The following is a 20,175-nucleotide window of genomic DNA, read 5'->3' on the forward strand; positions in this document are numbered from 1 at the left end:
AAAGCTTTTAGAGGACTTCATGTTTCCGAAGCCAAGACCTGCCCTTACACCGAACACCTATGAATATGAAACGTTGCCGCTGGTGAAGCCAACGGGCTTCCGCGAGTACGACGCGCGTTGGCTGTTCGAAAAAGAAATCAACCTGATGGGAATGCAGGCGCTCGGTATGGGCATCGGCACGCTCATTCATGAGCGCGGCGTGCGGCCCGATATCGTCGTTGGGCATGATTTCCGCGGCTACTCCGCATCGATCAAGATGGCTGTGATCAACGGACTTCTGGCAGCGGGCGTAAACGTTCACGACATCGGTTTGGCTCTGTCGCCAATGGCCTATTTCGCGCAGTTTGCACTCGATGTTCCGGCCGTGGCAATGATCACGGCGTCCCACAACGACAATGGCTGGACCGGCGTGAAAATGGGGATCGACCGCCCGCTCACCTTCGGTCCAGACGAGATGGGACGGCTCAAGGAAATCGTTTTGGACGCGGCCTTTGATTTGAAAGGTGGCGGCAACTATCGCTTCGTCGACGGCTTTACAGATGTTTACTTCAAGGAGCTGACAGACCGCGCAAAATTGAAAAAACCGATCAAGGTCGTTGCAGCTTGTGGCAACGGCACAGCCGGTGCCTTTGCGCCAAAAACCCTCGAAGCGCTCGGCGCGGAGGTCATTCCGCTTGATGCCGAGCTCGACCACACGTTCCCACGCTACAATCCGAACCCGGAAGATATGAAAATGCTTCATGCTCTCCGGGACAAGGTTCTGGAAGTTGGCGCGGATGTCGGTCTCGGGTTTGACGGAGACGGAGACCGTTGCGGCGTTGTTGACAATGAAGGCGAAGAGATTTTCGCCGACAAAGTCGGTGTCATGCTGGCGCGCGATATCTCGGCATTGCACCCGAATAGCCAGTTCGTTGTCGACGTGAAATCCACCGGTCTGTTCAACACAGATCCAGTGCTTCAGGCCAACGGCGCCAAGACCGACTATTTCAAGACTGGTCACTCCTACATCAAGCGCCGGGTGACCGAGCTGGACGCAATCGTCGGCTTTGAGAAGTCGGGACACTATTTCTTCAACAAGCCCATCGGCCGCGGCTATGATGATGGCCTGGTGTCCGCAATCGCCATTCTCGACATGCTCGATCGCAACCCGAACAAGTCTATGGCTGACCTGCGCAGGGATTTGCCCAAGACCTGGGGCTCGCCGACCATGTCGCCGAAATGCGCCGACGAAGTAAAATACGATGTCGTTGACCGGGTTGTTGCCCGGTTCAAGGAAATGCATGGCGCTGGCGAGAAAATTGCCGGGCAATCCATTACCGATCTGATCACAGTCAACGGGATCCGCGTTGTCAGCGAAGACGGCACCTGGGGCCTCGTTCGGGCCTCTTCGAACAAGCCGGAGCTTGTCGTCGTGGTCGAAAGTCCGGCTTCGGAAGCGCGGCTTCATGAAATGTTCAAGGCAGTTGATGCGGTTCTGCGGGAAAATCCCGAAGTTGGCGAATACAATCAGACGCTCTAAAGTCTTGACTTGGCTTGAGAAAGGCGGCGAAATCCTCGCCGCCTTTTTTGTTTTTCTCCAGGAGTTTTCCTAATGATCCAGGAATTCGGTGTTCTTCCGGATGGCACACCCGTTGAGGAGATCACCCTGAAGAAGGGCGGGCTCGAAGCATCGGTACTGACCTTCGGCGCTATCATCCGGGATCTGAAATTTGCAGGCCAATCAGTCGTCTTGGGTTTCGACAATTTGCAGGACTATCTGGATCACTCCCCGTATTTCGGTGCAATCGTCGGCCGGTGTGCGAACCGGATTGCAAATGGCAAGTTAGAGATTGACGGGCGTGCGTATCAGTTGGATCAGAATGACAACGGCCATCATCTCCATGGAGGCCCACAAGGGTTCTCGCGGCGAAACTGGCAGATTGAGCAAAGTGACAAAGCGAGCGTGTTGCTCAAACTCGTGTCGGAGGACGGCGATATGGGCTATCCGGGACGTGTTGAGGTGCTGGTCCGGTACACCCTGACAGGCGCAGGTGCGGTGCGGGTGAAGATGTCGGCAACGACTGACCAGACCACTCCGGTCAACCTGGCGCAACACAGTTATTTCAATCTCGACGGCAGCGATACGATCCTGGATCACCAACTAGAGATCGCCGCAGAAACTTATGTCCCCGTGAATGATCATCTGATTCCAATTGGGGAGATCCGCAGCGTTGCATGGACACCTTATGATTTTCAGGATGGCCGGCGGCTGCGTATAAGGTCTGGTGAAGAGTCAGTGATCTATGATCACAATTTCTGCCTGTCAGATGCACCGAGAGATGCTGTCGAGTTTGCTGCAGCACTGGAAGATAAAAGCGGTGACCGACGGATGGAAGTCTGGACAACTGAACCCGGGCTGCAGCTCTACGACGGCGGAAAGATCGATGTGCCCGTGCCTGGACTTGCCGGGAAAAACTACGGTGCTCATGCAGGCTTGTGCCTGGAAGCACAACGTTGGCCAGATAGCGTCAATCAGAAGACGTTCACGGATGTGTTGCTGAGACCCGGTGCTAGCTATAACCAGGTAACGGAATTCCGTTTCTCTTAAGATCGTTTAGAGTATTCTTCGACAAAGTGATTTCACCGGGACGGGGGCCAAATTGTGAAGACGGTTTTTTCAGCGACCCAGCTAGCCCACGCACCGGCGCAGGAAATTTCAGACGGTAAGCTGCAGCCCGCTGTCGAAATTCCAAGCAGGGCGGAAATCGTCTTGTCGACGGTGAAAGATCGCAAGGTCGGCGACGTCATCCCTCCATTGGAGTTTCCGATCCGACCGCTTCACCGGGTGCACTCTGAGGAATATGTATCCTTCCTTGAGCGGTTCTGGTCGCTGTGGACAGCCAGTGGCCGCGATGCGGAAGCCTTTCCTTTTGTTTGGCCAATTAGAAGTCTCCGGCAGGACACAAAGGTCGAACACATCGACGGGCTGCTGGGGCGCTATTCGATGGATGCCGGCACACCGCTTGGTGAGCATACCTACAGGGCCGCGCGGGCCTCAGCAGATACCGCGTTGACGGCTGCCAAACTCGTGCTCGACGGTGAAAAGTCTGTTTTTGCGCTCTGCCGCCCCCCGGGACACCACGCCGGCCATGATTTCTTTGGCGGGTATTGTTTCTTCAACAATGCCGCAGTCGCCGCACAATACCTGCGGGACTATGGTCTTCACCGCGTCGCAATTCTGGATGTCGACTATCACCACGGAAACGGCACACAAGCGCTGTTTTATGATCGGCCAGATGTTCTTTTCCTGTCTCTTCATGCCGATCCGAAGGATGAATATCCTTATTTTCTAGGCTATGCGGATGAAACCGGTGAGCATGCCGGAACCGGTTTTACCCGCAATTGGCCGTTGCCCCTTGGAACGGACTGGGAAGCATATTCGCCGGCGCTCGACGAGGCGTGCCGCTGGCTTCTCGTTTACAAGCCGGAGGCAATGATTGTTTCTCTCGGATTGGATTGCTTCGAGTGGGATCCGATCTCCGGTTTCAAGTTCAAATCCGAAGACTTTGTGAGGTTGGGGCAACGTCTTGCTCGCGTTGGCGTGCCGACCATCTTCATTCTGGAAGGCGGCTACGCCGTCGATGCGCTTGGGACCAACTGCGTGAATGTCCTTGAGGGCTTTTCCGGTTAGCCGTGCGACTCGGGTTCAGCGCGTGATCAAGTTGAGTGCAGCCAACTCACGCTCCAAACCAGCTGCGTTTTTGAAATGATGCGCAGTCATTCCCAATCGCCGTGCGGTTTCAACATTCGGGAGTGAGTCATCAATGAAGAGGCAGCGTTCGGGGGCGAGATCATTGCGATCGATTAGGATCTGGTAGATCCGCACATCCGGCTTAAGCATGCGCTCTTCCGCTGAGACCACGATGTCCAGAAAGCTGGTTTTCAGGAAGGGAAACCTGTCTTGCGCTTTGGCGAATTTCTCCGAAGAGAAGTTTGTGATCGCATAGAGCGGTGTTTTGTTCGCTTTAAGTTCGGAGAGAAGAACCTCTGTTCCCGGGACCGGGCCAGGAACCATTTCATGCCAACGGTCTGAGTAGGCCCGTATCAACGCCGTCTTCTCGGGAAACTCCCTTGATAAAACCTCTACGGCTTCCGTCCAGGTCCGTCCAAGGTCTTGTTGAACATTCCAGTCAGGAGTGCAGACTGTCGTCAGAAACTCATGCCGTTCGTCATCGTTCGGTATAAGTTTGCGATAGAGATTTTCCGGATTCCATTCGATCAGGACATTTCCTATATCGAAGACGACGTTGGTTATCGTTATGGTCATGAGAACCTTTTAGGCAAGTGATACGTCTAAGAACTGTTCTGCAGTTTCTTCGGACAGCATTAGGTTAGATATGTGACGGACATAAAACGATTTTTTTTGTTTGTCGGGTTATGCTTGGTGCTTGTTGTGCCAACGTCGGCTGTTGCGAATCCGGATCTCCCGGATCGTGTCCGGTTGGGCGCTGTTGTCGCAACGGAACAAACAGCACGGGAGCGTATTGAACCCTTTCGCAGGGCACTCGAAGAGATCACCGATTTACCTGTCGACCTGTTCTTGATGCCGACAATGGCCGATGGCATCGAGGCTCTTGCAGCTGGGCGCATTGACTACATTCGTCTCTCACCCTCCGGGTATGCCGCATCTTTTGAGCTTTGCGAATGTGTAGAGCCATTAGCGACCGCCGGCCCGGATGATTTCCCGGCGCGTTTTTACGCCATCATGATCGCCAAGCGGGATGGTGAAACGGTTACGTTGGAAAGTCTAAAGGATATGCGGCTCGGTGTCGGTTCAAAACATGCGGTCACAGGATACCGGGTGCCGTTGGTCAACCTGGCGGCAGACGGCATAAACGCCCGGGAGTATTTCCAGACACTCGTTGAAGTCCGCGATCCTGTTGAAGGGATCCGGGCGGTTTTGGACGGGCGTGTTCACGCGACGCTTGGTTGGTCGTCGCTGGCCGGGGAGGCCAAAAACGGTTTCACCGCCGGTACGCTCAACGAGTATTACGTTTCGGGTGGCCGCCAGTTTGAAGACTTGGAAATCGTGTGGCGGTCAGCGCCCATTCCATATTCGGCGCATACTGTCCGCACTGATTTGCCTGATGTCTTGAAGCGGGCCATCAGAGCCGGGCTCATGGATTTGCGGCGGGAAGATCCCGCGGCCTACCTCGCAATCGAACCGGATCTCCCGGGTGGATTTGAGCCTGTTGTTCATTCCGACTACCGGCCGGTGCTGCGCACCTTCGAGAAACCTTATGCGAAGGTCATCCAGACCGACGCCAATTGACAGCAATAGGCGTGAGGATGCCGACATAAACCGCCCCAGTTATCCAAAGAGACTGTGGTGCGATCAGGCCGGTACAGGACTGGTCGTGAGGAGAGCTTCCGTGTGCCGGCGGATCATTTCTTCCTCGTTCGTTGGTATGACCAGCACAGCGACGTTGGAACTTTGTGTGGAAATGGGTCCGTCGCCGGCATTGTTCAGCGCAGGATCGATTTGAATGCCGAGCCACTCTTGATCTGTGCAGACACGCTCGCGAATGAGCGCGGAGTTTTCGCCAATGCCCCCGGTAAAGACAAGTGTGTCGACACCACTGAGAACAGCTGCCATCGCACCAAGTTCACGGCGCAGCCGGAAGACATAGTACTCGATCGCTTCTGCAGCTCTGGGATCGTCACTCTGGCTGAGTGCACGCATGTCCTGGCTGATGCCAGACAGACCTTTCAGGCCGGACTTCTTGTAAAGAAGATCGGAAATCTCGTCTGGGCTCATGCCCTTTGTTGTCATGAGATAGAGAATGACACCAGGGTCTAACTGACCGCATCTGGTACCCATCGGCAAGCCATCCAAAGCGGTGAACCCCATCGTCGATCCGATGCTCTGGCCGGCCCGGATGGCGCACATGGAAGCACCGTTGCCGAGATGCGCGACAATGACTTTTCCCTTGTATGCGTCTGGGGCGTAGTGTTTCAGGTATTCGCAGATGTATTCGTAAGACAGCCCATGGAAACCGTATCGGCGAACACCTTCGTCATAGAAGGTGCGGGGAAGGGCGAATGTGTCGTTGACCCATGGGTGTTTGCGGTGAAATGCCGTATCGAAACAGGCAACCTGCTCTGCCTCTGGAAAAGCCGCCTGAGCTGCTTCGATGCCAGCAAGATTGTGCGGTTGATGAAGAGGCGCAAGAGGTTCCAACACCCTCAACTCTTGCATGACAACATCTGTTATCCGGATCGGAAGATCGTGTTTGGTCCCGCCGTGGACCACGCGATGCCCAACGGCCGCTACAGATCGGTCTCCAAGCTCTTCATTTAAGATCGGAAGCAGAGCTGCTAGGGCCGCTCCGTGAGAGCTGCCGTCAGTAGTGTCTAACGCTCGGTCAATCTGGCGCCCGGAAAGCGGGGCCTCGAGGTTTAAGTGCGGTTCCGCACCAAGCCCTGAAATTTGTCCGATGACCTGTGCAGTCGGCCCGTCATAGAGTGAGAATTTGATCGAAGACGACCCGGAATTCAGAACCAGAACGACCGGTGCCATGTTCAGTCTTCCTCCCGGTCAAAGATCCCGGCAGGTGCAGAATTCTCTTTCCAATGGGTGAAAAGAAGCGCCAGCGCACAAGAGGCCAAACGTGCGCGCCCATCGTCAGCCCGGCTGGTCAACATGACCGGCACTTTGGCACCGATTACCAATCCAGCTGCCTCTGCATGGGCGATAAATGTCAATTCCTTGGCGAGCATGTTGCCGGATTCAAGGTTGGGCACAATCAAAACCTCTGCATGGCCAGCAACAAGTGACGTGATCCCTTTGGTCCGGGCAGCCTGCACATCGATTGCATTGTCCATGGCAAGGGGGCCATCAACGATACCGCCTTTGATTTGACCCCGCTCCGCCATTTTCGACAAAACCGCTGCATCTAGACTAGACGGAATGGCCGGATTGACCGTCTCAATGGCTGATAGAATGCCGACACGTGGAGACTGGAGACCCAGTGAAAGGGCTGCATCAATGGCATTTTGCGTGATGTCGACTTTGGTGTTCAGGTCCGGCGAGATGTTGATAGCCGCATCTGAGATCAGGACCGGGGTCTTTCGCCCTGGAATGTCCATGACAAAGACGTGGCTGATCCGGCGTTTTGTTCGAAGGCCACCATCTTTCTTCACCACGTGATGGAGAAGGTGGTCGGTGTGAAGATGCCCCTTCATGATGGCTTTGACCCTGCCTTCGTGAACCATCTGTACGGCTCGTCCGGCAGCTTCCGACTCGTCTTCTATGTCGACAAATTCGTATCCGTCGAGGCTTTCGTTCAACTCCTCCGCAGCTTGGGTGACCCGATCCTTGGCGCCGATTAGGATTGGCTCAATCAGTCCTTCCCGGGCGGCCATAAGAGCGCCTTCAAGGGAATTTGGATCATCCGGGGCGACCACGGCGGTTGGCAAAGCGGTGAGGGTTTTTGCTAACTCGATCATCCGGTTGAAATGCCGGTGCCGTTGAACAAGCAGTGCCGGGATATCGCTTGAATCAAACTCGATCGTTTCCGTCGGCGCGATGACCTCGGCTTCCCCCTCAACAAGGCTTTGACCGGTCTCATTCAAGACAGCCATGTCGAACATGATGATGTTGTTCGGCCTTTTTTCCGTGACTGTCACGCGGACCGTCAGTTTGTCACCGACGGCTGCGCGGCCCAAGAACCGGAACGACTGAGCTTTGTACATGGTACCGGGTCCCGGGAGGATGTTTCCAAGCACCGCCGAAGCTAGACCGCCGATCCACATGGCCGGCGCGACAGGTTTGTCGATGTGTCCGTCGCCGGTCCAATCCGTGTCAGGCAAGTGGATCGGATTCCGGTTTCCGGATGCGTGGGCGAACACCAGAAGATCATTGGAGGAGCATTCACGGACGATTTCCGCTGTGTCTCCGACCTTAATTTGATCATAGGTTTTGTTTGTCGCCATCGGCTGGGTCACTCCTGCTCATGAAACTGCTGCGCCGCAGCAATTAGCAGGACCCTACCAGCGCTTTACAACGTTATAAATACGGCAAATCCACAATTCGAAACATGATTTCCCTTCAACAGTCGGAGCACAGGATCGTGCCGACAAGCCGTGGCCGAAGGTAATAAGTGTCACTCAGCGTGATGATCGAGTCTCGAGAATAGTACTGCGTAAATATCCCTGCAAAGGGAGGGGTATACCCAAGTGTTGCAACACCAACCACTATAGACGTATTGGGAGAGACCAGTGTGGCGGGCAGTGAAATCGGCGGTTCTTGACCATCCGTCCAGTCTGTTGCGGGGCCGCCCACGCCAGCTTTTCTTTGATAGCTCCAATCAACCTCGGGGGCGCCATTTGCCTGAAAAGTGACACTGGCGATGACAAAGGTAAGATCGTCAGAGGGATACGGTTTGAGAATCGTCTCACCGAGCTGCAAATAGGTGTTGAGTTCGCTCCTTGTGACCGTCTGAGCCTGGGCTACCAAATCCGTTACTGCATTTGCCATCCTACTGATCTTGCGATCCTGATTGAGCGCATCGGTCACTTCTACCATGCCAATCAAAAAAACGAGTAGGAATGGGAGTATCATTGCGAATTCTATGCCCGCAACACCCTTCTGGTCGCGTCTAAAGCGTTTGAACCACTCGGTCCAGCTAACGCTCAATTTAGTGCGGCTACAGATCCGTCTATGACCATGGCTCATTTCTGAAAACCATTGTTGAGGATAGGTGACGCTCATTCCCGTGATCCAGAGACGAGAGGTTCAGCAATGAGGTAAACATTGGCCATTGGTAAATCACATTTACAGCAACAATTTCGCTCTTATTGGATTGCGTATATTCGCTATCGTCTTTCAGGTTTCCATCCTGATCGTATAAGGAATCGATTGAACTCACGTTCACGAAATCATTGGCGACACTAACGCTTACGCGAATTCTCTCAGGCTTACATAAGAAGGCTGGCATTGATGCGCAGACTTGGTCTGCAAAATCGGTGGTCGTGAAACCGGCATCCGAAGCTTGACCTGTTCTTATCATTCGGGAAGCCTCTATCACTGCGTTGTCAACCATACGATTGACAATAAAAGCCAGTCCAAGCTCCAGTATTGCAAACACAACTGTAAAAAACGGTAAAGCAACCAACGCGAACTCAATTGCCGTCACGCCCTCTTTGTCACGCGCGAGCTTCCTTGCACAGGTCCGTAGTGCAAGACGGCGATTGCTTTTGGCCTTTTGGTTGTGAGACTCGTTCTGCATTAACGATTACATTTAGCCTTATCTGTTGCCAGCGGCTTGCTCGGCCAGTTGGTTTCTGGATGTAGCCTGAGTAGCTGTATTCTGGAATGCTTCTTCTGCATCGCCCAAACGCAGTGTTGGTTCGCAAATTGGGCTGCAAGAAAATGTCGCTCTCGCAGAATTCCTATACACCGAGACTACACCCTGCTCGGATGCTTGCACTTGAACGACCTCATCGACAATTGGCTTGTTGTCCTCATCCAATATGACAAGATTGGTCGTCCCATAGCTCTTGCCCGTGATAACCACAGTGTTTTGATCCACCATCGCGACATCTGCAATAAACGGGTTTCCAACAATGACCGCGGCAGCTCCGTCTTCGACCTGAAATATTTTAGCTCGGTCCACGGTCACCAATACGGGTTGCTCATCCGCCATTGTCGCGTTTGCAATAGCGCCCGTGAGAAACACAAAAATAAGTCGGATCAGTTGAATTCGCATCTCACTTATCCCTACAAATGCCTAGTACACGGCATGTTATCGAGATTATCGTGAATGTTCTGCTAACAGACCTGCGAAAGAAGTATGATAAAATACCGGACTTAGAACGTTGTGCCTTGGTTTGTAGGTTTAGTGACTGGCAGCCTTGGAGGGGATTTGAGGTGTTTGCACCAAGGCCATTTTTGCGAATGGCAGCAGCGATTTAGCGAGTGGCTTTAAACATCTGGCGCCAACAAGCCGAGTTGTTTCGCTCGATCAGCGTCTGATGAACTCATACATTTATAATTAACTATAGGTACTTATGGCGGCTATTTTTCAAGTTGTTGCTGCAAATTTAACCGATTGGAAATTTCTCTAACCTAGGGTGACCCCACACCGAGCGGACAGAACAAGATCTGCCGGATTGAAGCTGTCAACAAAGTGGTACTTGGAGCAGACACATGAAATCAATCATTTCTCGTTTCGTAAAAGACGAATCTGGTGCAACAGCAATTGAATACGGTCTCATTGCGGGACTGCTTTCGGTCGCAATCATTGGTATTTTGGTCACTATGGGCGGTAGCCTCACCACCATTTTCAATACGATCAACACAGCTTTGAGCACTGGTGCAGGCTAATCGGAAGAAAGAGTTATAGTAAACGGGCGGGTTTCCGCCCGTTTTGGTTTTTGGCTGCCAATTGAACTACAGCATCCTGTTTCGGCATCATGCCAGATCTGGTAAATATGAAATGATTGAAGCGGTAGTTCTTGTTCTCTTTCCCATGCTTGTTGCCTTCGCTGGCGTATCCGATCTTTTAACCATGAAGATCGGAAACCGTGTTTCAATCCTATTAATCACCGGTTTTATCGTTTTGGCTGCGGTCAATGGCATGCCCGTAGATGAGTGGGGCGCGCACGGGCTTGGATTGGTGGTGGTTTTCGTACCATGTTTCGCTTTTTTCGCTGCTGGCTGGATGGGCGGTGGCGACGTAAAGCTCTTGAGCTCGATTGGGCTGTGGTTTGGTTTTGGACCAATTCTTATTGATTTTTTGTTTCTGGTCGCCTTGCTTGGTTGTATCCTCACACTCTCACTTATTGTGATCCGAACTTCCCTAGTTGTTTTGCCTGCCCCTCTGAGAGGTCAAGAGTGGGCGCTTCGTTTACATGATGCGAAAAGCGGGGTTCCATATGGAATCGCGATTTCTGCCGCTGCACTTATTGTTTATCCATGGTCTGACTGGTTTTCGATAATTAGCGGTTGAGCGATCGGATCGTCGGTGCGGTTCCAAAAAACACAATTACTCTCGTGCTCTTTCTCCATGTTCCGCTGAATTGGTTCGCGTTTTTCAAAAATATAGTATCTGTTAAGTAACCTTAACGGTTGTTAACCAAAAATATCTACATCCGGTTAACCATGTTTTGACCAATTGCGATCAACCTAACCGTAACGGTGCAATTGCGCCTTCGGAATCTTGGTGGTTGGTCATGAAATTCGCACGTATATTGGTCTTGGCTATTGCGGTGGCTGCCGGCGTATTGGCGTTCCGTATGGTAATGATGTCCGGTGGATCTTCAGATCAAGCGGCAAATGCCCCCGTTCCTGTAGAACAAGCAAAAGATCAGGTTCTAACTGCGGCGAACGACATTTTGCTTGGTGCCAAGCTCACCACAGATGACATGGTTTGGACGGATTGGCCTGAAGATGCAGTGCCGATCGGCGCGGTGACGAAACAAGTAAACCCGGCTGCCAGCGAAGAGCTGATGGGCCAAATTGCTAAAACTCCGATTTTCAAAGGCGAACCTATCCGGCCAGAGCGACTTATCAGCACGGACAAGGGGTTCATGTCTGCTATCCTGCCCAAGGGCAAGCGGGCGATTGCAGTTTCGGTTGAGGCTGAAACAACAGCTGGCGGTTTCATTTTGCCGGGCGACAAGGTTGACCTGATCTTGACTCGCCGGACCGACGACACCGCTATCAGCGAAACAATCTTGGAAAATATCCGGGTGCTCGCCATCGACACCACAACGGCAGGCGAACAGGATCAAAAAAACCTGTCACCTCAACGAACCGCCACTTTGGAATTGACACTAGCCCAATCAGAAATCGTCGCACAGTCACAACAATTGGGGACGATTGCGCTTGCACTGCGAAGTGCACAGGACTCGGCCGACGATGCTGAGCCGACTGAAACCCGACGTGGCGTCAATCTCGTCAAATACGGCATTACCAGCCAGGCAGGCGTGAAATGAAAAAAAACACTCAACATAACGGCCAATTCGATAAGCAAAGCATTCGCCGGTCCGGTTTGAGGTTCTTCGCTTTTGCTGCAGTTTTGGGTCTTGTATCTTTTATGGCGCCGGCGTCGTGGTCTCAGGAAGCCTTTCCGAGCCAGATCCATGTTGCTGCTGGTGAAAGGGCAACTGATAGAATCTTGAATGTCGGCATTGGGCGATCTGTTGTCATCAACTTGGCTGAGGATGCCGCAGACGTTCTGGTTTCAAATCCGCAAATTGCCGATGCAGTCTTGAGAACGCCGCGGCGAATCTTTGTGTTGGGCAACACAGCTGGCCAGTCCCGTCTTGTGCTGTTTGGCCGGAGTGGGCGTGAGCTAGCGAGTTTTGACATTCGCGTCGAGAAAGACACTTCCGATATTACGCGCATAATTCGGCGATTGATCCCTGGAACCAGCGTCCAGGCTGAATCTATCAATGGAAAAGTTGTCTTAAGTGGGACAGCAAAAAGTACCCTGGAAGCGCAGCAGGCCGCTGATATTGCCGCAAAATTCCAAGGCGATGAGACCGGATCCTCCATTGTGAATCTGATTGCGGTCTCTGGTTCGGACCAAGTCCATTTGAAAGTGACTGTCGCGGAAGTTGAGCGGTCAATCATAAAACAGCTGGGCGTGAGTTTCCAGGCGAACCTCGGTGCTGGAAACTTCTTCCCGTTCGGAAGCAATTTCCCTAATTTCAACGTGAATCCATCGATCGTCAATCAGGCAACTGGCGGTGTGACATTTTCAAGTGGCACATCCTCGTTGACCGCCCAAGTGGAAGCTCTGCAACGCGACGGTGTGATCCGCACATTGGCAGAACCGACACTAACGGCAACTTCCGGCGAAAATGCCAGTTTTCTCGCGGGTGGCGAGTTTCCCATTCCGATCGCTCAGGAAGACAACCAAATATCGGTGGAATTTAAGAAGTTCGGTGTCGGTCTCGATTTTACCCCCATTGTGCTGACGGGTGGCCGCATAAGCCTGCGTGTCAAAACCGAGGTGAGCGAACTTTCAAATGAAGGCGCGGTGTCTGCTGGCGGGATCACGATTTCCGCACTCAAAGTCCGTAGAGCAGAATCGACGATGGAACTTCCGTCCGGCGGGACCTTGGTTATGGCGGGGCTTCTAGAGGAGTCTTATCAGCAAGCTGTTGAAGGTGTGCCAGGACTGATGCAAATCCCGGTGCTCGGTGCGTTGTTCAAAAGCCGGGATTTTCTGAAACAACAAACAGAACTTGCCGTCTTCGTAACGCCTTACGTTGTTAAGCCGGTGGCCGCACAAAAGATGGTGCGGCCCGACAAGAACCTATTTGCTCCATCGGATGCTGAGGCGATTTTTCTGAACCGGCTAAACAAGATCTTTAATCCGGCAGGTGAGCAGGCCCAAGGCACATACCACGGCCAAGTTGGTTTCATCTACAAATGAGGACGGTCGGATGAATATGACCCTAGATCCCAGGTATAAACTGACTGTCTCCAAGGGAGCGTTCCTCGTGGCAGCATTGATGCTGTCCGGCTGTCAGACCGAGCCGAAGTCCAATGCTGAATTGCTTGCAACCCACGATTACCGGTACCAGCATCCGATCGTAATCTCCGAAGCTCCGGAAACCCTTGACTTACCGGTTGGCAAGAACACGAGAAATCTACGGAGCCCCGTGACAGATACCATTACGTCTTTCGCGATGGATTCGCGCCGGCACGGGAGTGGTAATGTGGAGATCCTTGTACCGACCGGGGCTGCAAATGAGAGTGCGGTTCATGCGGTTGTGCGCGATGTTCGGGGAGCTCTGAGCCGGGGCGGTGTCAACGGCAAGAACGTGACAACGCGCACATACCGCTCCACTGACCCGTCTGCCGATGCGCCAATCCGTCTCTCATATGCGCGCATGAAGGCGACGACCGGAGAGTGCGGCGTCTGGCCGAAAAACATCGGCGGTGGTATCGGCGAAAACACAAACTACTACAACTTCGGCTGTGCCACTCAGGCAAACTTGGCGGCAATGGTCGAGAACCCGTCAGACCTCATCACTCCGCGTGCAATGACACCGTCGGAGCAGAATCGTCGGGCGGTAGTGATCGAAAAGTATAGATTGGGCGAAACAACTGCCAGCACCTTCACAGAAGGCGTCGGCGCAGAAGTTTCGGAGTAACGGCATGATGACAACCAGCTCTGAGCCAACGCGCGTTTCCGGTGATGCGGAAACGTACCTAAATCAGGACAGTCATGGGTACACAGCTTCTGCTGAGACATCGGACATCGCAATGATCCCGCGGATAACAATTCATGCATTTTGCCTGGAAGACCGCACGATGCATGTTGTCGAGGCTGCGACCGAAGACCGGCGGATGCTAAAGGCGCATATGAAGGCAGAAATGGGGGGGATACCAGCTGCCATTGAGATGTTCGAAAAGGCCCCCACGCCTAATTTGATCATTGTTGAAACGTCTGGCGCTCGCGAAGATTTGCTCCAGAGTCTTGATCAGCTCGCCGAGTACTGCGACGCTGGAACAAAAGTCATCGTGATTGGGGACGTGAATGACGTCACCCTTTATCGGGAGCTCATAGCTCGTGGTGTGAGCGAGTACCTGATTACGCCAGTATCTATCTTTCAGCTTATTGGTTCCGTCAGCAGTCTTTATAACGATCCTGAAGCAGAGCCTTTGGGACGAACGGTTGCATTTTACGGTGTGAAGGGTGGGTGTGGTGCCTCGACTATCGCCCACAATGGCGCTTGGTGTCTGGCAAGGAAGTTCGATAGTGAAGTCGTGATTGCCGACTTGGATCTGCCATTCGGGACGGCCGGCCTTGATTACAATCAAGATCCATTGCAAGGGGTCTTCGAAGCGATCTCTGCGCCTGAGAGACTAGATGAAACATATCTGGACCGAATACTCTCAAAATGCAGTGATCATTTGAGTCTGCTTGCAGCACCGGCAACGCTGGAGCGGACATATGATCACAGTGAGAAAACCTTTGAGATTCTCATAGACACGATGCGATTGGGAACGCCACACGTCGTTCTTGATGTACCGCATGCTTGGAATTCTTGGATCAGAAACACGCTGCTGAATGCGGACGAAATCGTGCTGGTGGCCGAACCGGATCTTGCAAATCTTCGGAATGCTAAGAACGCGGTCGATCTCCTTAAACAGATACGGCCGAATGACAAACTGCCGCATTTGGTCATGAATAAAGTGAACGTTCCAAAGCGGCCGGAGATCAAGCCAGACGAATTTGCAAACGCCTTGGGTCTTAGTGTGGATGCAGCCATCCCTTTCGATCCGCATTTGTTTGGCACTTCTGCAAATAACGGCCAGATGATTGGAGAACTCGACAGCAAGCATGCGATTGCGGGAATGTTCCAGGATTTGGCACAAACAATTTCAGGAAAAGCGCAACCCGCTAAGACGTCGAAGTCGCCCTTGGGCGGATTGTTTTCCAAACTAAAACGAAGAGCAGGCTAAAGGCCAAGGCAACGGAGCGGCAGGTTCACTATGTTTGGTAGACGTGGCAGTTCATCTTCTGGAGCGCCCGAAATTCGGCCTGGAAACGTGCCGGAAATGCCGGAGGCTCCGGCCACGGCACCGGCTGCGCCAATGCCAGAAGCGCCCGTACAACAAGCTCCGGCTCCTTCACCTGCTCCACGTGCGCCTGCTTCCCCAACAGTTGCCGTAAGCGTACCAGCGGAGCCAGCCGCAGCATCGCCGAGCAGAAAAAAGACCGGTGAATACTACGAGACGAAAGCGCAAATCTTCAACGCGCTTGTTGAAGCAATCGACCTGTCTCAGCTCGCGCGACTGGATGCAGAAGATGCTCGGGACGAAATCCGAGATGTTGTGAATGACATTATTGCGTTGAAGAACGTTGTAATGTCGATTTCCGAGCAGGAAGACTTGCTTGAAGACATCTGTAACGATGTTCTTGGGTATGGCCCGCTGGAGCCTTTGTTGGCGCGCGACGACATTGCCGACATAATGGTCAATGGGGCGCACACGGTTTACATCGAAACACAGGGCAAGGTTGAGCCAACGAGCATCGCATTTCGCGACAACGCGCAGCTCATGAACATTTGCCAACGGATCGTGAGCCAGGTGGGCAGGCGTGTAGATGATGCCAGTCCAATCTGTGATGCACGCCTTCCCGATGGGTCCCGCGTAAACGTAATTGCCCCCCCACTGTCTCTTGATGGTCCTGCACTCACAATTCGTAAGTTCAAACGCGACAAGCTGACGCTTGATCAACTGGTGAAGTTCAATTCAATTACGCCAGAAGGTGCAACCATACTGCAGGTTATCGGCCGCTCTCGGTGTAACGTACTGATCTCCGGAGGTACGGGGTCCGGTAAAACCACACTCTTAAACTGTTTGACGGCTTACATCGAGAACACGGAACGCATTATCACGTGCGAAGACTCCGCTGAGCTTCAATTGCAGCAGCCGCATGTTGTGCGTCTCGAAACAAGGCCTCCCAACCTTGAGGGTGAGGGTGAAATCACGATGCGTGACCTTGTAAAAAACTGCCTGCGTATGCGCCCTGAACGTATTATCGTGGGCGAGGTACGTGGACCGGAAGCCTTCGATCTGTTGCAGGCAATGAACACGGGCCACGACGGGTCAATGGGCACGTTGCACGCCAACTCTCCGCGCGAAGCCTTGTCTCGTCTGGAATCTATGATCACCATGGGGGGCTTTTCCTTACCCTCTCGAACCTTACGGGAAATGATCGTATCGTCGATCGACGTGGTCGTTCAGGCTGCACGCCTAAGGGACGGTTCTCGACGTATCACGCATGTGACTGAAGTGATGGGGATGGAAGGGGACATCATCACCACCCAGGACATCTTCCTTTACGACATTGTCGGAGAAGACCCGAACGGGATGATCATCGGGCGGCATCGGTCAACCGGTATCGGTCGTCCCAAGTTTTGGGATCGAGCACGTTATTTCGGAGAAGAATCCCGCTTGGCAGAAGCGCTTGATGCGTCGGAAATGCCCGAGTACATCGCGGAATAGGAAGAAGCATGCCTGTATTCGAGCAATTCATGACACCTGCCATCACCGGAGCCGCGGTTGCGCTGCTGGTCATGTTCAGCGTCGGCGGCATCATCTACGGGCTATTTCTTCCTTCGTTATCTGGGACAAAAAAACGCGACGCTCGGATGAGCGCCGTCTCGGCACGGCCTCAGTCAGAGACGCAGCGCAAAACCATGCGAGATACCAATCGTAGAAAAAAATCGATTCAAGATCAGTTAAAGGATTTTGAGGAGCGCCAGAAAGCTAAACACGAAAAACAGAAAAACATTCCTCTTAAAGTAAAAATAGAGCAGGCCGGTTTGGAATGGGAGATGCGGCACCTTGTTCTTTTTAGCGTTGTAAGTGCAATTGTTTTCTTCGTAATTTCTTTGATTGCGAGTGGCAATTTGTTGATTGCAGCCGCTTTCACATTTGTAGGTGGCATCGGATTCCCGCGTTGGTACATCGGGAACAAAAGGAAACGCCGTTTCAATGCCTTTCTTAACGAATTGCCCAACGGAATCGACATCATTGTGCGGGGTGTCAAAGCCGGGTTACCTTTGAGCGATTGTGTCAAGGTTGTTGCGAAGGAAGCCCGTGAACCCGTAGCGACTGAGTTTCGAAAGGTGACGGAAACTCAAGTCATGGGTGTTTCGCTCGCCGAAGCTTTGGCGAGGATGCCTGATCGTGTTCCATTACCGGAGACAAATTTTCTGGCGATTGTTGTGAGCATCCAACAAAAAGCCGGTGGTGGTCTAGCAGAAGCCCTGGGAAACCTCTCAAGGGTTTTGCGTCAGCGGAAGGCGATGAAGGCCAAGATCAAAGCTTTGAGCTCAGAGGCAAAATCGTCTGCTGCGATTATTGGGGCCCTTCCTTTTGTTGTGGGCGGGATTCTCTTTTTCATAGCACCAGATTACATGATGACCCTTTTTACAGTGACAACGGGCAAGATTATTGTTGCCGGGTGCCTGTTCTGGATGTTCTGCGGAATAATGGTCATGCGGTCCATGATCAATTTTGACTTCTAACGGGAGCAAGACATGGACCTTGAATCGATCGCATCTGCACAATTCCTTGCAGCGGTTTTGGCTATGATTGCCGTAACAGGAACTATTTTCTCCCTTGTTATGCCGTTGTTGTCGCGAGACACGTTAAAGGCACGCATGAAAAACGTTGCCTTGGAGCGTGATAAGCTCCGAGCAAAAGAGCGGGCTCGGTTGCAAACCTCCCAGGGGGATGCACGAATGTCATTGAGGAATCAGCCAAAGGCGAAGATGAAGAACTTCGTTGATCGGCTGAACCTCAAAGAAATGCTCGCGGATGACAGTACGCAGGACCGGTTGCGCATGGCCGGCTATCGGGGTAGCGCTCCGATGTATTATTTCCTGACTGCGCGAATTGCGCTTCCCGGCGGACTGTTTGTTTTTGCTTTGGCGTATGCGTTTCTTCTAGCGCCGAACACGATTCCTGCGTTTTCGAAAGTCTTGTTTTGTATTGTGTTTTCCGGTTTCGGAGCGTTTTTGCCGAACATATACTTGAAGAACCAGATTGATAAACGGAAGCTTGGAATCCAGCGTGCTTGGCCAGATGCGCTTGATCTGATGCTAATTTGCGTTGAATCCGGCATGTCGATTGAAGCTGCTTTTCAGAAGGTTGCTGAGGAAATCGGCGCGCAATCCGTTGAATTGGCAGAGGAACTGTCTCTCACCACAGCTGAACTATCGTACCTAAGTGAACGCCGGATGGCCTATGAGAATTTGGCCAAACGCACCGGTGTAGATGGTGTCAAGAACGTGATGATGGCACTTATCCAGGCGGAACGATACGGCACGCCTGTTGGAACGGCTATCCGCAACATGGCCGATGATACGCGGGCGGAACGGATGCAGTTTGCCGAGCAAAAAGCAGCGTCGCTTCCGCCAAAGCTGACGGTTCCGATGATCATGTTCTTTCTGCCGGTACTCTTCTTCGTGATTCTCACGCCGGCAGTCATTCAGGCGATGGGCGCATTCTGAATGACGTGCTGGTTGTGTAAATTCTGAGAACCGAAGACGCTTTGGAAAATTGAAGTGGGGTCGTGCAAGGCGAAGAATTGAGCGCCGCAGCTTGCAGAAGTTATTCTAATTCAGAAATTTAAGTTATGGCCGCGTACTAATTTGCCTCAACAAAAGCATAGTCTGGCTCACGTTTGGCAGACTATGGCAGCCAATAAGAAAACTGCATCCGATTGAGTGTTTTCCGCTCTAGCCCTGACGCTGCTGCATCATGGATCTGAGATAGGCGATGTTGGCTTCCGCCTGGCGAGGGTCCAATTCTGCACGCGCCACCTGAATAGCCTCATCATATTTGCCCTGGATACCGAGGACGAGCGCCAGGTTTTGACGCACGCGGCTGTCTGCACCGGGCAGGGTCGCGGCACGGCGCAGGGTGTACTCGGCATCGGGAAGTTCATTCGACAGCAAATAAGACAGGCCGAGATTGTTTAAGAGACTTGGATCGTCCGGAGCAATCTGCAGGGCTTGCTTGTAGATGCTTCGCGCTTTTTTGTGCTCGCCCATTTGATCGTAGATCGCAGCTTTTGCGGACATCAGCTTCCAGTCCGGGGTATCGGGACGTTGCGCGCCTTTTAGAACATTCATCGCCTCATCGAAGCGACCGTTCATTGCAAGCACTTTCCCATAGGCCGAGGCAATTTCCCTGTCCTTCGGATGTGCGATGACGCCGGCACGCAGCACGGCCATGGCTTGTGGTGTCTGACCATTGCGACTCAGAGCATCAGAATACCCGAGAATGGCCATCCGGTTGGTCCGGTCCTTTTCATAGGCGCTGCCCCATTTCGAAACGGCGGCCCGCGCTTGGGCCGAACCCGGATTGGAGTAATGCGTTCCGGATGCCGGGGAATGGGTTCCAGTATTGGATTTGTTCGATGCACAGCCTGTGACCAACACAAGAGCCGTCATGGCCATGAGCGTCTTTGTCAGGGTGGAGCGCTTGGTTGCCGAGTGTGTCGAGGGCGCTTGCATTGTCAAAATCCTAGCTGTCCGCAGCATGTAAGTCCTCTACAGCAATAGATAATTAACCCTAATGGATGGTTAAACTCAGCTGCAGAATGCGAAACAGCCTTTTTACTCATCACGCTTGCTTCTGAATTTCTCGCAGAC

20 protein-coding genes are annotated in these 20,175 nt (G+C 52.8%); 13 read left to right on the forward strand and 7 right to left on the reverse strand.

Going from position 1 to position 20,175, the window contains the following annotated elements:
• Window positions 1-19 precede the first annotated feature (19 nt).
• The 3 genes from RBB44_RS02215 (at window position 20) to RBB44_RS02225 (ending at window position 3,670) form a co-directional block, all read left to right on the forward strand.
• A complete protein-coding gene (locus RBB44_RS02215; protein ID WP_306148230.1) occupies window positions 20-1,519 on the forward strand; it encodes a phosphomannomutase/phosphoglucomutase in 1,500 nt (499 codons plus the stop codon).
• 72 nt (window positions 1,520-1,591) lie between these two features.
• Complete coding sequence (locus RBB44_RS02220) at window positions 1,592-2,587, forward strand: aldose epimerase family protein (protein ID WP_306148231.1); 996 nt, start codon at window positions 1,592-1,594, stop codon at window positions 2,585-2,587.
• A 54-nt stretch (window positions 2,588-2,641) separates the two neighbouring features.
• On the forward strand, window positions 2,642-3,670 hold the full coding sequence (locus RBB44_RS02225) for a histone deacetylase family protein (protein ID WP_306148232.1): 1,029 nt from the start codon (window positions 2,642-2,644) through the stop codon (window positions 3,668-3,670).
• 15 nt (window positions 3,671-3,685) lie between these two features.
• Here RBB44_RS02225 and RBB44_RS02230 read toward each other — a convergent pair whose 3' ends face one another.
• Window positions 3,686-4,306 (reverse strand): HAD family phosphatase, encoded by a 621-nt coding sequence (locus tag RBB44_RS02230; protein WP_306148233.1) that lies wholly within the window; start codon window positions 4,304-4,306, stop codon window positions 3,686-3,688.
• A gap of 126 nt (window positions 4,307-4,432) precedes the next feature.
• Here RBB44_RS02230 and RBB44_RS02235 point away from each other — a divergent pair, with 126 nt between their 5' ends.
• Window positions 4,433-5,311, forward strand: a complete 879-nt coding sequence (locus RBB44_RS02235) for a phosphate/phosphite/phosphonate ABC transporter substrate-binding protein (RefSeq protein ID WP_306148234.1) — start codon at window positions 4,433-4,435, stop codon at window positions 5,309-5,311.
• 63 nt (window positions 5,312-5,374) lie between these two features.
• On the opposite strand, the gene RBB44_RS02240 is transcribed toward RBB44_RS02235, so the two are convergent.
• The 5 genes from RBB44_RS02240 to RBB44_RS02260 form a co-directional block, all read right to left on the reverse strand.
• Entirely contained in the window at window positions 5,375-6,559 is a 1,185-nt protein-coding gene (locus tag RBB44_RS02240) for an acetate/propionate family kinase (RefSeq protein ID WP_306148235.1), read from the reverse strand.
• 2 nt (window positions 6,560-6,561) lie between these two features.
• Window positions 6,562-7,974 carry a bifunctional enoyl-CoA hydratase/phosphate acetyltransferase gene (locus tag RBB44_RS02245; protein ID WP_306148236.1) on the reverse strand — a complete coding sequence of 471 codons (1,413 nt, stop codon included), beginning with the start codon at window positions 7,972-7,974 and terminating at the stop codon, window positions 6,562-6,564.
• A gap of 115 nt (window positions 7,975-8,089) precedes the next feature.
• Entirely contained in the window at window positions 8,090-8,752 is a 663-nt protein-coding gene (locus RBB44_RS02250; RefSeq protein WP_306148237.1) for a TadE/TadG family type IV pilus assembly protein, read from the reverse strand.
• Window positions 8,700-9,269 (reverse strand): TadE/TadG family type IV pilus assembly protein, encoded by a 570-nt coding sequence (locus RBB44_RS02255; protein WP_306148238.1) that lies wholly within the window; start codon window positions 9,267-9,269, stop codon window positions 8,700-8,702. The genes RBB44_RS02250 and RBB44_RS02255 overlap by 53 nt, the downstream gene beginning before the upstream one ends.
• Before the next feature lie 18 nt (window positions 9,270-9,287).
• Window positions 9,288-9,749, reverse strand: a complete 462-nt coding sequence (locus RBB44_RS02260; protein WP_306148239.1) for a pilus assembly protein N-terminal domain-containing protein — start codon at window positions 9,747-9,749, stop codon at window positions 9,288-9,290.
• Between the two features lie 440 nt (window positions 9,750-10,189).
• Between RBB44_RS02260 and RBB44_RS02265 the strand changes: the two genes are divergently transcribed.
• The 9 genes from RBB44_RS02265 (at window position 10,190) to RBB44_RS02305 (ending at window position 19,029) form a co-directional block, all read left to right on the forward strand.
• Window positions 10,190-10,366: a Flp family type IVb pilin gene (locus tag RBB44_RS02265; protein WP_209172419.1), complete on the forward strand. Its 177-nt coding sequence runs from the start codon at window positions 10,190-10,192 to the stop codon at window positions 10,364-10,366.
• Between the two features lie 61 nt (window positions 10,367-10,427).
• Window positions 10,428-10,991 (forward strand): prepilin peptidase, encoded by a 564-nt coding sequence (locus RBB44_RS02270; protein ID WP_371932257.1) that lies wholly within the window; start codon window positions 10,428-10,430, stop codon window positions 10,989-10,991.
• A 157-nt stretch (window positions 10,992-11,148) separates the two neighbouring features.
• Window positions 11,149-11,979, forward strand: coding sequence for a Flp pilus assembly protein CpaB (gene cpaB / locus RBB44_RS02275; protein WP_306156089.1), 831 nt, complete (start codon window positions 11,149-11,151; stop codon window positions 11,977-11,979).
• Between the two features lie 101 nt (window positions 11,980-12,080).
• Window positions 12,081-13,427, forward strand: a complete 1,347-nt coding sequence (locus tag RBB44_RS02280; protein WP_209002327.1) for a type II and III secretion system protein family protein — start codon at window positions 12,081-12,083, stop codon at window positions 13,425-13,427.
• A gap of 10 nt (window positions 13,428-13,437) precedes the next feature.
• Window positions 13,438-14,151, forward strand: coding sequence for a CpaD family pilus assembly protein (locus RBB44_RS02285; protein WP_306148241.1), 714 nt, complete (start codon window positions 13,438-13,440; stop codon window positions 14,149-14,151).
• Window positions 14,152-14,263: 112 nt separating this feature from the next.
• Window positions 14,264-15,466, forward strand: coding sequence for a CpaE family protein (locus RBB44_RS02290; RefSeq protein WP_371932264.1), 1,203 nt, complete (start codon window positions 14,264-14,266; stop codon window positions 15,464-15,466).
• Window positions 15,467-15,496: 30 nt separating this feature from the next.
• Complete coding sequence (locus RBB44_RS02295; protein ID WP_133948784.1) at window positions 15,497-17,014, forward strand: CpaF family protein; 1,518 nt, start codon at window positions 15,497-15,499, stop codon at window positions 17,012-17,014.
• Window positions 17,015-17,022: 8 nt separating this feature from the next.
• A complete protein-coding gene (locus tag RBB44_RS02300) occupies window positions 17,023-18,042 on the forward strand; it encodes a type II secretion system F family protein (protein WP_306148243.1) in 1,020 nt (339 codons plus the stop codon).
• A 12-nt stretch (window positions 18,043-18,054) separates the two neighbouring features.
• Window positions 18,055-19,029: a type II secretion system F family protein gene (locus RBB44_RS02305; protein WP_209172432.1), complete on the forward strand. Its 975-nt coding sequence runs from the start codon at window positions 18,055-18,057 to the stop codon at window positions 19,027-19,029.
• Window positions 19,030-19,257: 228 nt separating this feature from the next.
• Here RBB44_RS02305 and RBB44_RS02310 read toward each other — a convergent pair whose 3' ends face one another.
• Window positions 19,258-20,037: a tetratricopeptide repeat protein gene (locus RBB44_RS02310; RefSeq protein ID WP_306148244.1), complete on the reverse strand. Its 780-nt coding sequence runs from the start codon at window positions 20,035-20,037 to the stop codon at window positions 19,258-19,260.
• Between the last annotated feature and the right edge of the window lie 138 nt (window positions 20,038-20,175).

Origin of the sequence: Roseibium sp. MMSF_3247 (genome assembly GCF_030733765.1) — a bacterium.
Taxonomy (GTDB): Bacteria; Pseudomonadota; Alphaproteobacteria; order Rhizobiales; family Stappiaceae; genus Roseibium.

Coding starts and splice junctions, on each gene's coding strand:
- RBB44_RS02215 (WP_306148230.1), top strand. CDS start 20: ATGTTTCCGAAGCCAAGACCTGCCCTTACACCGAACACCTATGAATAT.
- RBB44_RS02220 (WP_306148231.1), top strand. CDS start 1,592: ATGATCCAGGAATTCGGTGTTCTTCCGGATGGCACACCCGTTGAGGAG.
- RBB44_RS02230 (WP_306148233.1), bottom strand. CDS start 4,306: ATGACCATAACGATAACCAACGTCGTCTTCGATATAGGAAATGTCCTG.
- RBB44_RS02240 (WP_306148235.1), bottom strand. CDS start 6,559: ATGGCACCGGTCGTTCTGGTTCTGAATTCCGGGTCGTCTTCGATCAAA.
- RBB44_RS02245 (WP_306148236.1), bottom strand. CDS start 7,974: ATGGCGACAAACAAAACCTATGATCAAATTAAGGTCGGAGACACAGCG.
- RBB44_RS02250 (WP_306148237.1), bottom strand. CDS start 8,752: ATGAGCGTCACCTATCCTCAACAATGGTTTTCAGAAATGAGCCATGGT.
- RBB44_RS02255 (WP_306148238.1), bottom strand. CDS start 9,269: ATGCAGAACGAGTCTCACAACCAAAAGGCCAAAAGCAATCGCCGTCTT.
- RBB44_RS02260 (WP_306148239.1), bottom strand. CDS start 9,749: ATGCGAATTCAACTGATCCGACTTATTTTTGTGTTTCTCACGGGCGCT.
- RBB44_RS02265 (WP_209172419.1), top strand. CDS start 10,190: ATGAAATCAATCATTTCTCGTTTCGTAAAAGACGAATCTGGTGCAACA.
- RBB44_RS02280 (WP_209002327.1), top strand. CDS start 12,081: ATGGCGCCGGCGTCGTGGTCTCAGGAAGCCTTTCCGAGCCAGATCCAT.
- RBB44_RS02285 (WP_306148241.1), top strand. CDS start 13,438: ATGAATATGACCCTAGATCCCAGGTATAAACTGACTGTCTCCAAGGGA.
- RBB44_RS02290 (WP_371932264.1), top strand. CDS start 14,264: ATGATCCCGCGGATAACAATTCATGCATTTTGCCTGGAAGACCGCACG.
- RBB44_RS02295 (WP_133948784.1), top strand. CDS start 15,497: ATGTTTGGTAGACGTGGCAGTTCATCTTCTGGAGCGCCCGAAATTCGG.
- RBB44_RS02300 (WP_306148243.1), top strand. CDS start 17,023: ATGCCTGTATTCGAGCAATTCATGACACCTGCCATCACCGGAGCCGCG.
- RBB44_RS02305 (WP_209172432.1), top strand. CDS start 18,055: ATGGACCTTGAATCGATCGCATCTGCACAATTCCTTGCAGCGGTTTTG.
- RBB44_RS02310 (WP_306148244.1), bottom strand. CDS start 20,037: ATGCAAGCGCCCTCGACACACTCGGCAACCAAGCGCTCCACCCTGACA.